Origin of the sequence: Pantoea sp. EKM101V, assembly GCF_011800325.1 — a bacterium.
In the GTDB taxonomy this organism is placed as follows: domain Bacteria; phylum Pseudomonadota; class Gammaproteobacteria; order Enterobacterales; family Enterobacteriaceae; genus Pantoea; species Pantoea anthophila.
In genome coordinates, this window is the sequence record NZ_JAALFP010000003.1 from 331,174 (window position 1) to 343,958 (window position 12,785).

Annotated in this window: 16 protein-coding genes and 1 riboswitch; of the genes, 3 read left to right on the top strand and 13 right to left on the bottom strand. The window is 55.8% G+C overall.

Annotated features, from left to right (window positions below; translation table 11 throughout):
* Window positions 1-133: 133 nt before the first annotated feature.
* The 3 genes from HFD92_RS07735 to HFD92_RS07745 all read right to left on the bottom strand — a co-directional run bounded on the left by HFD92_RS07735 (window position 134) and on the right by HFD92_RS07745 (window position 2,171).
* Window positions 134-802, bottom strand: a complete 669-nt coding sequence (locus HFD92_RS07735) for a molecular chaperone (protein WP_167428676.1) — start codon at window positions 800-802, stop codon at window positions 134-136.
* A 54-nt stretch (window positions 803-856) separates the two neighbouring features.
* On the bottom strand, window positions 857-1,447 hold the full coding sequence (locus HFD92_RS07740) for a fimbrial protein (RefSeq protein WP_009093091.1): 591 nt from the start codon (window positions 1,445-1,447) through the stop codon (window positions 857-859).
* A gap of 454 nt (window positions 1,448-1,901) precedes the next feature.
* A complete protein-coding gene (locus HFD92_RS07745; RefSeq protein ID WP_046102883.1) occupies window positions 1,902-2,171 on the bottom strand; it encodes a hypothetical protein in 270 nt (89 codons plus the stop codon).
* A 318-nt stretch (window positions 2,172-2,489) separates the two neighbouring features.
* Here HFD92_RS07745 and HFD92_RS07750 point away from each other — a divergent pair, with 318 nt between their 5' ends.
* Window positions 2,490-3,032, top strand: a complete 543-nt coding sequence (locus HFD92_RS07750; RefSeq protein WP_167428677.1) for a thioredoxin domain-containing protein — start codon at window positions 2,490-2,492, stop codon at window positions 3,030-3,032.
* Between the two features lie 180 nt (window positions 3,033-3,212).
* Window positions 3,213-3,626: an ASCH domain-containing protein gene (locus HFD92_RS07755; protein ID WP_046102990.1), complete on the top strand. Its 414-nt coding sequence runs from the start codon at window positions 3,213-3,215 to the stop codon at window positions 3,624-3,626.
* An 8-nt stretch (window positions 3,627-3,634) separates the two neighbouring features.
* On the opposite strand, the gene HFD92_RS07760 is transcribed toward HFD92_RS07755, so the two are convergent.
* From HFD92_RS07760 to HFD92_RS07785, 6 genes are all read right to left on the bottom strand, one after another.
* The gene (locus HFD92_RS07760) at window positions 3,635-4,603 is read right to left on the bottom strand and encodes a HesA/MoeB/ThiF family protein (protein ID WP_167428678.1); all 969 of its coding nucleotides are present in this window, start codon (window positions 4,601-4,603) and stop codon (window positions 3,635-3,637) included.
* 9 nt (window positions 4,604-4,612) lie between these two features.
* Window positions 4,613-5,371: a thiazole synthase gene (locus HFD92_RS07765; protein WP_167428679.1), complete on the bottom strand. Its 759-nt coding sequence runs from the start codon at window positions 5,369-5,371 to the stop codon at window positions 4,613-4,615.
* A 2-nt stretch (window positions 5,372-5,373) separates the two neighbouring features.
* Window positions 5,374-5,571, bottom strand: coding sequence for a sulfur carrier protein ThiS (gene thiS, locus HFD92_RS07770; RefSeq protein WP_009093097.1), 198 nt, complete (start codon window positions 5,569-5,571; stop codon window positions 5,374-5,376).
* A complete protein-coding gene (locus HFD92_RS07775) occupies window positions 5,561-6,544 on the bottom strand; it encodes an FAD-dependent oxidoreductase (protein ID WP_185185193.1) in 984 nt (327 codons plus the stop codon). The genes thiS and HFD92_RS07775 overlap by 11 nt, the downstream gene beginning before the upstream one ends.
* A gap of 84 nt (window positions 6,545-6,628) precedes the next feature.
* A riboswitch (TPP riboswitch) is annotated at window positions 6,629-6,749 on the bottom strand.
* 107 nt (window positions 6,750-6,856) lie between these two features.
* Window positions 6,857-7,174 carry a helix-turn-helix transcriptional regulator gene (locus HFD92_RS07780; protein ID WP_009093099.1) on the bottom strand — a complete coding sequence of 106 codons (318 nt, stop codon included), beginning with the start codon at window positions 7,172-7,174 and terminating at the stop codon, window positions 6,857-6,859.
* A gap of 16 nt (window positions 7,175-7,190) precedes the next feature.
* Window positions 7,191-8,309 carry an alkene reductase gene (locus HFD92_RS07785; protein WP_167428680.1) on the bottom strand — a complete coding sequence of 373 codons (1,119 nt, stop codon included), beginning with the start codon at window positions 8,307-8,309 and terminating at the stop codon, window positions 7,191-7,193.
* A gap of 218 nt (window positions 8,310-8,527) precedes the next feature.
* On the opposite strand from HFD92_RS07785, the gene HFD92_RS07790 reads away from it, so the two are divergent.
* The gene (locus HFD92_RS07790; RefSeq protein WP_167428681.1) at window positions 8,528-9,082 is read left to right on the top strand and encodes an AAA family ATPase; all 555 of its coding nucleotides are present in this window, start codon (window positions 8,528-8,530) and stop codon (window positions 9,080-9,082) included.
* 42 nt (window positions 9,083-9,124) lie between these two features.
* Here the strand turns inward: HFD92_RS07790 and HFD92_RS07795 are convergent, their stop codons facing one another.
* The 4 genes from HFD92_RS07795 to HFD92_RS07810 form a co-directional block, all read right to left on the bottom strand.
* Entirely contained in the window at window positions 9,125-9,562 is a 438-nt protein-coding gene (locus HFD92_RS07795) for a GFA family protein (protein ID WP_009093102.1), read from the bottom strand.
* 141 nt (window positions 9,563-9,703) lie between these two features.
* Window positions 9,704-10,333 carry a LysE family translocator gene (locus HFD92_RS07800; protein ID WP_167428682.1) on the bottom strand — a complete coding sequence of 210 codons (630 nt, stop codon included), beginning with the start codon at window positions 10,331-10,333 and terminating at the stop codon, window positions 9,704-9,706.
* Between the two features lie 301 nt (window positions 10,334-10,634).
* Complete coding sequence (locus HFD92_RS07805) at window positions 10,635-11,666, bottom strand: methionine synthase (RefSeq protein WP_009093105.1); 1,032 nt, start codon at window positions 11,664-11,666, stop codon at window positions 10,635-10,637.
* Between the two features lie 23 nt (window positions 11,667-11,689).
* Window positions 11,690-12,673 carry a DUF1852 domain-containing protein gene (locus HFD92_RS07810; RefSeq protein WP_046102876.1) on the bottom strand — a complete coding sequence of 328 codons (984 nt, stop codon included), beginning with the start codon at window positions 12,671-12,673 and terminating at the stop codon, window positions 11,690-11,692.
* Window positions 12,674-12,785: the final 112 nt, after the last annotated feature.

Here is a 12,785-nt window from a genome sequence, read left to right on the forward strand (position 1 = left end):
CTCCCGGCACACCCGCCAGCCATGAAGAGGCATGCCACGTCTTTGCATGTTTTCTCTTCTTTAACTGCGCGTGCTGTGTCACTTTCACGGTTAAGGCCCCGGCATCAGATCATTAAAACAACAACAAAACCCATCAGCGTGTACGTTCTTCAGTAACGCCGCCATAGTCATTGATGGCAGACCAGCTCACCGGGCCGGCATGGCTGACCGTCCAGTGACGATCTTCACCCGGACCAATCATGCCGGGATCGTTGATCGCCTGATGATTCACGCTCAGCGTGTAAAAGGAGACGAAATAGGGCGTCGGGTTATGCGCAACCAGCTGGTTGCCCTGCTGGCGAAACGCGATATCCTGCCAGGCGTCAGCCGGATTTCCCGCCAGCCCTTTTGGCCGGAAAAAGAGTTTAAATTTCGATTTAATATTGACCTGCAGCTGATTGCTTTTATCGCGCGGTGTGGGTGAGATCGATTTGACATTCAGCCAGAAAACAGACTCCCGATCTTTCGGCAGTGGCATGCCCAGATAATTAATCCTGAGCAGGTTCTCTTTATTGGCATCCAGGCGAAACAGCGGGGGCGTCACAATAAAAGGGACGCGGGTGTGATTATTTTTATCAGCATTCTCGATCCAGGATTCGATCAGATAGGGTGTCGTTTTATCCTGATTTGTCACCGACAGTGTGGCTTCCTTTTTTCCTTCAGTAAAAATAACCCGGGTCCCTCCCATCACCACACCTGCATGCGCCGCAAGATGAAGCAGACACGCCGAAATGAGCGAAATAATTCTTATTACCTTAATCATAGAGCGTTACGCCATTGAATTACGGAGGGAAAGCAGGGTTGCCCCTGCTATGAATCAGTTATAAACCATCACAAAATTTGATACGGCATTGGCCGCGCCCACATTAATAGCGGCACCGTCACTTTTGTAATCAGCATAGAATTTTAAATCGGCGTGCCCCCCCGTGCTGGCTGCCACTACATCAACGTTTTTGGAGACGGCGCCGATAGCCACCTGAGTCTGACGGTCAGCTTCATAAAGTTTCACGCCGACACCGGACGCCCCGCCGCTGGCAACTTTAAGCAGGGTACTGTCGCCACTGTCTTTATCGCCATCGAAAAGCACCGCCACTTTTTTGACGGATGTCGGGCAGTCTGTGACTGAAATAGTGAACGGCGTTTCAGTGGTTTCCGTACGGCTTTCGAAATAGGATTTGGCCCATTTACCTAAATCAATACTCTGCTTACTACTGGCGGTTGTCACGTTGCAGGATACATCGGTAATTTCACCGGTAAATTTAACTTCACCACCGGCTCCCTGCGTTCCCGCTGCCGTTCCCGGATTCGTATTAATAGGGGATGGGCCGTCAGTCGGGGTGGCGAATGCTGATCCGGAAATCATAAGGCCCGCCAGCGCCACTGGCAGAATACGTTTTCTGATATTCATCAACTGTTTCTCTTTTCAGAACATGCAAAGTGGCCGCAACCAACCACCTGATGGATAAATATGCATCGATAAGAATGCGCCAACATAATAACGCGCTGTTTACTATGTTGCGGGTATATTAATTAAACAAAGATAGACGAAACTTAAACGAGCAGATTTATCCGGCTCTGAGATTTAATATTGAGGAGGTTAATTGAGCAGGATCAATTCCAGCAATCCCGACTTAAATAGTCGGAAAATAAACGACAGGATGTGATAAATAATATGATCACTTTAATTACCCATTATATTTTCAAAAAATATTTATGAATTCCAGAATGGGGATCTTTAAGCAGTCCATCGTTAAATCAGGTATGAATGGGCGCTCTGCGCTAAGACCCGCAGGGATCTCTCTCCGGTTCAGGCGTCGCCCTTTCTGTTATGTTCACGGCTGACGCGCACCAGTCCGCTTCACTCAGGGCAGATCGTTATCCAGCGGCGCACGAAAAGCATGGCGGGCAGCCAGCATTAACTGGCTGGCAGTCACGGTGGCAGGTAAACGCCTCAGTATTTTGCAGGCCTGCCAGTAGCAGAGCACCATCACCTCATCCTCCTCTTTTTCCGCCCGTTCAAGCAGACGGGCGCGCAGTGACAGGACATCCAGGGTCTGCTGTTCATCCAGCATGTCCGCGATCGTCTGGTTAATAATGCGATAGAGTGTTTTCCAGGTGAGATCGGTATACAAATTTAGCCTCTTCTAACACGTATCCGCTTCCCGTGTATCCCCGACAGGGAAGTCACAGAAAGGATCTTCTCATTCAGGCGAATGAACGCTGCTGATTAACTATAGCGACTCGCCAGCGGCCGTCCAGAACCCGCGGCGAAGATTGCCAGAACGGATAATTCTAACGATTCAGAGCCCTGCCTGTCGCCTGTTACCTGCGGCTCCGCTTCTGATTGCCGATTTTTGTAACAATTGAGCCCCATTCTTAACTGGCTGCTGTGCCGCAGATTTGCCAGAGTAAAACGACTTCCCGTTACGTTTAAACTTAAGGAGTGGTTAATGAATCAGCACGCTGATGTTCTGGTCTGGGGTCAGGGTCCTGCGATCTTCGAAGTCTTTCTGGAACCTACCTGTCCGTTTTCCGTTCGCGCTTTCAATAAATTCGACGCCTTACTGGCGCACGCAGGCGAAGAGAACATCACTCTGAAGATCCGTCTGCAATCCCAGCCGTGGCACCTCTATTCGGGTCTCGTTGTGCGCTATATCCTCGCCGCGGCCTGCGAAAGTAAAACGGCCGCCAGACAGGTGATGCAGGCCGTTGCCGATCACCGCGAAGAGTTTGAATTTACCGACCACTGCACCGGTCCGAACCGCGATGCCACCCCGAATCAGATTCTGGAACGCCTGAAAACCTACAGTGGCGTCGACGCCATGGCGGCATTTGATCGGCCCGATTTGCAGAACGCCATCAAGTGGCATTGCAAATACGCCCGCCAGAATGGCATTCACGTCTCTCCTACCTTTATGGTTAACGGCCTGGTGCAGCCTGAGATTAGCAGCGGTGATGACATTGAGCAGTGGGCGAGCTTCCTGAAACGCTAGTTCGTCTCTCCTGAGCCACTGCTTTGCCTGACAGCGGCGCTTGTGCACGACATCGGCGGGCAAAACGGCTTATCCCGGAGATTCGCCTGTTTTCCTGCCGGAATGCCGGGTAAGCTGTTCGGCGACAGGCAGCCTGCTCCAATGATGCAGGCACGTACCCACTTTCATAAGGATTTGCTGATGGCGATGACGCTGGAACAACTGCAGGAAAAATATCCGGATGCGATGGTCGATGCATTTGGTGATTCACCCGAGCTGGCGAACGCGTTAAGTACGCTGATTATTGCGGGTAAAAAAGTGGCCACCTGTGGATCGGCAGCCAGCTGGCAGGATCAGGAAAAACTGCCCCAGCCGGGCGGTTACAGCATTGTTCTCAACGGTGAACAGCAGCCCGTCTGCGTGATCCGCACCACCGGGCTGTTCCTGACGCGCTTTGACCGTGTGACGCCGGAGATGGCGATGCTTGAAGGTGAAGGCGATCTCAGCCTCGACTACTGGCGTCAGGAACATCAGCGATACTTTCAGCGGGAAGGCTCTTTTCACCCTGAGATGGAGCTGATTTTCGAAACGTTCCAGCTGGTCGAGGTGATCTGAACCGGCAGTTACAGCGCCTTTGCCGCCATCAGCGCCAGACGCGTGACCCCGCGTGCGGCAAGATTTTCAGCCGCACGCGCGGCCCGCATTCCGCTGGCGCACACCAGTACCACGCGTCGATCGGCAGGCGGCTGCCAGCCGGCGATCTGCTCTGGCAGAATGCGCAACGCCCCTTCCGCCACGCTGACCGGGGCCTCTTCGGCGCTGCGCAACTCCACAATGCAGTCCTCACCAGTGAGCATGGCCAGGTCGATGAACGGCGTGCCCGGCGCCTCCGGTTCCGGGGCATCGTCAAAGCGGAACTGTCGCATATGCCACGAGGCCAGGTCGCAGTGGATCATACAACCCAGCGGTGAAGGCGTCAGTTTCAGCAATACCGTGAGCACCATCTGTGCCTGCATGGCCCCCAGCGTCGCCACCGCAGGCCCCATAACGCCCGCGGTGTTACAGTCAGCCGATGCAGTGGGCAAGTGTGGAAACAGCGCGCGATAGCCGGGCGCACCACCGCAGAATCCGCCGACATAGCCTTTGCGCCCCAGCACTGAGGCACAGATCAGCGGCAGGCCGCGCGCATAACAGGCGTCCGAAAGCTGATAGGTAATGGCAAAGTTATCCGCCGCATCCACCACCACATCAATCTCCGCCAGCGCCTGCGGCAGCAGACTGGCGCTCAGTGACTGCGGATGCGCGTCGACTTCACACTCAGGGTTTCGCTGCGCCAGTGCACGCTGCGCGCAGAGGGCTTTTGGCTGCCCGACATCGTCCACACCAAACAGCGTCTGCCGGTGAAGGTTGTGCAGTTCAACCCGATCGCCGTCGTAAAGACGAATGAACCCTACTCCGGCACCTGCCAGCAGGGGCAGCAGCGTGGCACTGAGACCGCCTGCGCCCACAACCAGCACCCGCGCCCTGCTCAGTCGCTGCTGCCCCGCATCACCAATTTCCGGTAACATCGTCTGTCGCTGATAACGATCCATTGGCGCTCCTTAACTGAACTGTGCCAGACCAAACAGGGGCGTGGAGGCCGATGCCATATCGCGCGGCTCCATCAGCCCGGCCTGAAACGCCTCATGTCCCCCATGGATCGCGGCGGCAAAGGCACCGGCCATCCGGACCGGATCGCGAGCTTTTGCTACGGCCGTGTTGAGCAACACGCCATCAAAGCCCATCTCCATCGCCTGAGCCGCCTGGCCCGGTGCGCCGATCCCCGCATCAATAATCAGCGGAATATCCTTAAACCAGGCACGCATGGCGCGCAGCCCCTCGATATTGCGCAGTCCCTGGCCGGAGCCAATCGGCGCCCCCCAGGGCATCAGCACTTCACAGCCGGCTTCCAGCAGTTTTTCACCGACAATCAGATCTTCCGTGGTGTAGGGAAACACCTGAAATCCGTCAGCGCAGAGAATGCGGGCGGCTTCCACCAGGGCAAAGGGGTCGGGTTGCAGCGTGTCGGCATGACCAATCACCTCCAGCTTGATCCAGGGGGTATCAAACAGTTCACGCGCCATCTGCGCCGTGGTCACCGCCTCCTTAACCGAATGGCAGCCGGCCGTATTCGGCAGAATCCGTTTGTTGAGCTGTTGCAGCAGCGTGCGAAAGGCCGCGCCTTCCCGCCCCTCTCGTCGCAGGCTCACGGTAATGATCTCCGCGCCTGACGCGTCGATCGCCTGATGCAGAATCTCCGGCGAGGGGTAACCGGCGGTGCCGAGCAGAAAACGGGATGTCGGTGCAAACTGATAAAACATGATTAACCTCCCTGCATCGGGGACAGAATTTCCAGCTGATTCCCGGCCTCAAGTCGCTGGCTGGCGTAACGGGTGCGCGGCACAAACTCACCGTTCAGGGCGGTGGCGACGGTGCGCGGATCGATCTGCTGCTCCTGCATCAGCTCCGCCAGGGTTGTTGCGCCGGTTTCGATCGCGCGTCCGTTGAGTTCAATTCGCATGGGGTGTCTCCTGAGTCAGTCGCCGCATAAGGTTTTCAGCCATTATCGGGGCCAGTAAAAAGCCGTGTCGGTAGAGGCCGTTAAGCGAGAAGCGGCCATTTTCGTAGCGCACCTCCGGCAGATTCTGCCGGTAAGCAGGACGCAACCCGGTGCCGCTCTCGACGATACGCGCTTCAGCCAGCGCCGGATGCAGGCTGTAAGCGGCGCTCAGCAGCTCCATCATCGCTTTCGCGCTAATCGGGCTGCTGTCATGGCTTTCGACCATGGTGGCACCCAGCATGAAGTGCCCATTGGCACGAGGCACCAGATAGCAGGGAAAGCGCGGATGGAGCAGCCGGACGGGACGGGAGAGGCAAATGTCGGGGGTATGGAGGATCACCATTTCGCCGCGCACGGCACGCAACGCGGGCTGCTGATCGGCGGCGTGGATGCCGCGACAGTCGATAATCTTTCCGCCGGGCTGACCGCTGTGAAACGGCACGCCCGCCTCTTTGAGCGTATCCTGCAGCTGCTGCAGCGCCCGACGCGGGTCGAGATGCGCTTCCCGGGCGAAGAAAAGGCCGCGAGCGAAGCGGTTTTCCAGCGCCGGTTCAACGTCGCCGGGGGCCACCCACTGATGCTGCTGCGTCATGCTGGCAAAGCGCGTCAGCTCACGGCTGTCACGCGGCGGTGCAACCACCAGCGTGCCCTGCTGCACCACGCCATCGACACGCTTTGCCCACCAGCCCGCGGCATGCTGGCCCCATTCGATCACCTCTGGCGGTGCACTTTCTGCCTCGCACCAGGGCGCGAGCATGCCGCCCGCCCAGTGCGAGGCTGCCCGGCAGTCAGGCTGAGTAATAATTTCGACAGCTTCTCCCCGTTCCGCCAGCAGGGTGGCGACACAGAGTCCGGCGACGCCGCTGCCCAGCACCGACCAGCGGCCCTGGCTGCCCGCCACAGAAGAAGAGAGATTCAGGATTGAGTGGGTCACATTCGCCTCGTTATCCGTTAACGAAGACCCGTGATACAGAGGGAATAGGCAGAAGCGACGCGAATGCGCTCCTGCGGCAAGTATCTGATGCGATACCCGTCTTCCTACGCCAGTATCAACTGGGTCAGGTTCTAAGGGTCGCTGAGCCGCGCGGGTGCGCTATCAGCCTCTCAGTCTCTCCGGCGAGACTCCCCTGACGGGTTTAGTTGTAAGTGAAGCGAACAGCTTCGTCAAGCAGTGTGCAGGGGCGCGACGCAGAAAGAGAGAGACAAGGAAAGATGTCGCTACCGGATCAGAGGCGCGCGGCGACGTCTATAGCAGCGCCTGCAGGGAGTGCGTCACCGCGTCGGTGACTTCCCGAATACGCGGTTCGGCGCGGCGATAGTAGGTCCATTTACCCACTTTGCTGGTTTCCACCAGTCCGGCACTCTGCAGGGCTTTCAGGCATAACGAGGTGGCGGGCTGTGATAAGCCCGCCTTGTCCTGGATGAGACTGGCACAGACGCCATACTGGTCGAAGGGATAGAGCTGGGCATAGCCCGCAAACGCTTCGTCAGGGTTTTTGAGCCACATCAGCACGGCCATTCTGGTGGGATTGGCCAGTAACTTCAGGGCCTCTTCGGGTGACATGCCGCCTCACAAAACATCAGGATGGATAAACAGGGTAGTCAGTATACCCTTTCTCCGTTCCGCCATACAGGGAGGTGTGATCCACAGGATTCAGCGGATTGCCTGCTTTAATCCGCGCGGGCAGATCGGGGTTGGCGATAAAGGTGCGGCCAAAACCAAACAGGTCACCCCAGCCTTTATCCAGCATCCGCTGTGCTTTTTCGGCGGTGTAACGGCCTGAGTAGATAATGGGCGAGCGGAAGGTTTCCCGCAGCGCAATCCGGAAGCTCTCCGGCAGGTCAGGACTGTTATCCCAGTCCGCCTCGGCGATAGAGAGATAACCGATTTCCAGCTCATTAAGCAGCTGCGCGGCGCGGATATAAGTCGCATGCGGATCACTTTCGACCAGGCCCAGATAGACGCGATCTTCGTCCGTGCTGCTGAAAAGCGGGGCAAACCGGACGCCGACACGATGACTGCCAAAGACCGAACTTACCGCTTCAACCACTTCACGCAGAAAACGCAGACGATTCTCAGGCGAGCCACCATATTCATCCGTGCGGAAGTTGGTGTGCTCAGAAATAAACTGATTAATCAGATAGCCGTTGGCGGAGTGAAGCTCAACGCCATCGAACCCGGCCGCTTTGGCATTCTCCGCCGCCCGCCGGTAAAGCGCCACAATCTCTTTCACTTCCGCGTTCGTCAGTGCCCGCGGCTCGCTGGGCGCGGTTAACATTCCGGCACCCGGTCCGGTTTCAATAAAGACCCGGACGTTATCGGCGGCTATCGCTGACGGCGCAACCGGGGCCTCTTTTCCTGGCTGAAGCTCATTATGGGACACCCGCCCCACGTGCCAGAGCTGGCAGAAAAGAGTGGCACCTTCCTGATGCACTGCTTCGGTGACTTTTTTCCACCCCGCAATCTGCGCTTCACTGTGTATCCCCGGCGTCCATGCATAGCCCTGCCCGCGAGGCTCAATCTGGGTGCCTTCAGTGATCATCAGTCCGGCACTGGCGCGCTGGCGATAATATTCCACCATCATCGGACCGGGAACATTGCCTGGCTGCTCACTGCGGCAGCGGGTCAGCGGCGGCAGAACGATGCGGTTACGGAGCTGAAGGTCGCCCAGGCTCAGGGGGGTAAAAAGTGATGGCATGACTAAAAAATCCTCTGGTGTTTGAAGAGGCGACATTATATTTACACATTTAAATTTGTAAATGTGTTCATGGGATTTTTATTTGTCCTGTGCCCGATTTTATCAGGTTATGAGAGACTTATCGCCAGGCGATGAACCCGTGGAGTAGGATTGCTGTTCCGGATGCAGACGCAATTACCCTCAGCGCGCATTTACCGGATTTTAACAGGGAGCTATCTGTGAACAGGCTAATCTCGTCAGACGCGCTGGGACCACGCATCTGTATTCTCGGGCCTTCTAACAGCGGAAAATCTACGCTGGCTGAGGCCCTGTCACGCAAAACAGGTCTGCCTGTGGTGCACCTGGATCAGTTACATCATATTCCAGGCAGTCAGTGGGTGCCCAGGGAGCCGGACGAGTTCCTTCGTTTACACGCCGAAGCAGTCAGTCAGGAGAGATGGATCATGGAAGGCAACTACACCAAGTGTATTGAAGCACGGCTCGCCCGGGCCACCGGACTGATTCTTCTGGATGTCAGCGTGCCCTTAGCGCTGCTGCGCTATGTCCGGCGATGCTACTCCTCCACGCCGCGGATCGGGGGACTCAGGACTCACAGAGAGCCGGTAAGCCTGGCGATGATAAACTACATTGCCCGCATCGCCCCTCAGAACCGGAAGCGGCACAGGCAGCTCTATGACTCGCTCACGCTGCCAAAACTGCTGCTCAGTTCTCCTCGCGCCATGAATATCTGCGCGGAAGAGTGGGGACTTCAGCTAAAACACCCTGGAACATAACCAGCCAACGGCCAGGAATGCAGACAGAAACCGTCAGAGAAACTATGGCGATTCATCAGCAAGTTTCAGATGGGTCAGCAGCGCCGTCAGCGACGGCACCGGTCCGGCATGGGTGGTTGCTGAGCGGGTCGTGTCCCAGGGCATCGCATCATCGGTGCAGAAGTCGCCGACACACTGCATATCCACCGCCTCATTGAGTAAACCCACAGGAATCCACACATAAGGCCGGTCACGCAGCGGGTTGGGCACGGTGGAGCCACAGCGGGTGCAGAAATCGTTGCGATAACCGCTGGCTTTTTGCCATGACGCCAGGTGATCTTCTCCGCCAGTCCAGCGGAACTCCCCCGCTTTCACCAGCGTCGCCAGGTTATAGCCGGTTCCGCTCTGCTTTCTGCACAGCGAACAGTGACAACGGTAGTAAAGCGTGGGTGGCGCTGCCAGCTCAAAAACCACCGTTTCACACAAGCACGAGCCTTTCATTTCACCGCCTTGTTGATGTAATGAGAGAGGCCACCGCTGCGGATGCCCCCCTGATTGCAGTGACACCCTGGCGAAACCGTTGTTTGCATCAGCACAGGGTGTGCCATTTTCATGCAGAAGTCGCGAACGGCCATCCCCGACTTAGTGGCGACTGAACACCAGTTTCAGCCCCGCCAGCGCAAAGCAGCAGGCTAACAGCGCCTCCAGTCCGCGACGGATGCGGCGATAGAACGCGCTCATCACCGCCGTCGAGAAGAGCAGCGCATATCCACCGAACACCAGCAGACAGATCGTTGCACAGCCAGCGATGATCAGCGGTACCGTGGAGGCAGCCATATCGGGCTTCAGGGCAAAAGAGATGATCGCCACCCAGGTGAGAATCGCCTTGGGATTGCCGACATGCATGAGTATTCCCTGGCGAAACAGTCTGCCCCAGGCGACCCGCTCAGTGCTGGCATCAATGTCTGTCGCTTCCGTGCGGCGCAGGGCCGATTTACCCGCTTTAAATGCCAGCCAGAGCAGATATAACCCGCCGCCAACCTTCAATACAATCAGCAACTTTGCGAAGGTGGCGAGCACCGTCAGCACGCCACAGGCGGCCAGTAGCGCCCAGATCATCGAGCCGCTCACCACACCTGCTGCCAGCGCCAGGGCGGCTCCCCTGCCCTTTTTCATCGCCGTTCCCATTATCGCCATATTGCTGGGACCCGGGCTGGCCGTGGCGACAAAGTAGGTGGTGAAAATCAGGAGTAATTCATGCGAAAGCGCCATAACTGCCTCTGAGATTGATTGTTATCAATCTGTTATATCGGTTGTGGCGAACATTTACCAGTGATGCTGTCGTCCGCCTGATGGGCGGAATCATTCAGCGACGATAAAGATCAGGTCAGGATAGTCCGGGTGAAATCCGGCAGGTTGAGCGGTTTATATGCGCATTTGTCATCGCGCACGGGCGCAGTGCTGAAGAGTTTAGCGGGAAATGAGACGGGCAAAAGCAGGATTAAGATTCAGTCCGGCCGATCGCATTGTGAAAATGAAATCATTCGCCGGACTGAACGGGCTCAGGAAACGCTTATTTGCCCAGAATTTCTCTGCGGACAATCTCTGCGCCTGCGCTCAACGCGTTGAGCTTGCCATTGGCAACATGACGCGGCAGCGGGATCATGCCGCAGTTGGTCGAAGGATAGAGATTTTCGGCATCCACAAACTGCAACGCCTTGCGCAGCGTACTGGCGACCTCTTCCGGCGTCTCAATATTATGGGTTGCCACATCGATGGCGCCGACCATCACTTTTTTACCGCGAATCAGCTCGATCAAATCCATCGGCACCCGCGAGTTCTGACACTCCAGTGAGACGATATCGATCGATGAGCGCTGCAGTTTCGGGAAGACCTCTTCATACTGGCGCCACTCGGTTCCCAGCGTTTTCTTCCAGTCGGTGTTCGCTTTGATGCCATAGCCATAGCAGATATGCACGGCGGTTTCACACTTCAGCCCTTCGACAGCGCGCTCTAATGCCGCAATACCCCAGTCGTTAACTTCGTCGAAAAAGACGTTAAAAGCCGGCTCATCAAACTGAATAATATCCACGCCTGCGGCTTCCAGCTCTTTTGCCTCCTGGTTGAGGATTTTTGCAAATTCCCACGCCAGTTTTTCGCGACTTTTGTAGTGGTTGTCGTAGAGGGTATCGATCATGGTCATCGGCCCCGGCAGCGCCCATTTAATCGGACGATCGGTCAGCTTACGTAAAACCTTTGCATCTTCGACAAAGACCGGCTTCTGACGGGAGACTTCACCCACCACGGTCGGGACGCTGGCATCATAACGATTGCGGATACGCACCACTTCGCGCTTTTCAAAATCCACGCCGCTGAGGTGTTCGATAAAGGTCGTGACGAAGTGCTGACGGGTTTGCTCACCATCACTGACGATATCGATCCCCGCCCGCACCTGATCGTCCAGGCAGAGACGCAGCGCATCTAATTTACCCGCCACTAACTCATCATCCTGCAGTTTCCAGGGTGACCAGAGCACCTCTGGCTGTGCAATCCAGGAGGGTTTTGGCAGGCTGCCGGCGGTGGATGTCGGTAATAAGGTTTTCATAGCAGGTGACCTTTTAATTTTAATTAAAGAACGGATTCAGCGGACCATTGCGCCAGCAGGGTCTGATTAGGCTTAATAAAATGGGCCTCAGTAAATTTCCCCTGCTCAACAGCCAGCCGGCTGCGCTCTTCACGATCGTAAACAATCCGGGTTAATGAGTAATCCTGATGCTGCAGCGTCGGCTGATAGCAGTGACCGGCAGCGGAATTCGCGTTATAGATTTCAGGGCGATAGATCTTCTGGAACGTTTCCATAGTGCTGATGGTGCCGATCAGCTCAAGGTCGGTGTAATCGCTGAGCAGATCACCGTGGAAATAGAACGCCAGCGGCGCAACGCTGCCCTGCGGCATAAAGAAACGCACTTTCAGGCCCATTTTCCCGAAGTAGAAATCGGTCAGTGAGGGCGCATCCTGCTGATATTCAATGCCCAGAATGGGATGCTGATTGCCGGTGCGCACATAGGTGTTTTTGCTGGACACGCTCAGGCAGATAACCGGTGATTTGCTGAAATTCTCTTTATAGACCGCTGAGTTAACAAAGCTTTTAAAAATGTTACCGTGCAGCTGGCCAAAATCCGCGGGCGTGCTGAATTCAGTCTGCCCTTTATTAAAATCTGCCAGCACCACGCTGAAATCATAATCACGCACGTAGGATGAGAAATTATTTCCCACAATGCCTTCGCTGCGCTCACCGGTGTGATGATCCACGATATAGGTTTTTAAAATTTCGATAGCCGGAAACGCTTCGCCGTCAGCGCCACCCTGCAGATTCAGCTCCGCAGAAATGATCTCCAGTTCAACGGAATAGCGGTCAGCCTTTGGATTGTCCCAGTGCGCCAGCGAGTTAAAACGATTATCGATCATCACCAGGGCATTGCGCAGATTTTCCTGACGCTTTTCGCCACGCGCTAAATTCGCAAAGTTCGTCGTCGCGCGCGTATTTTTTGAAGGGTTATAATTTTCGTCGAAACGAATACGCTTGATGGTAAAGGCAAAATCGTTGTTCATCGCTATCGGGTATCCTGGTCGCTGATATGAATTGTTGCTGAGAGGGTTATGCAGCTTTGCTATCCCTTAACAAGCATTCATATTTCTCAAAGTTATTAACAATTCTTACTTT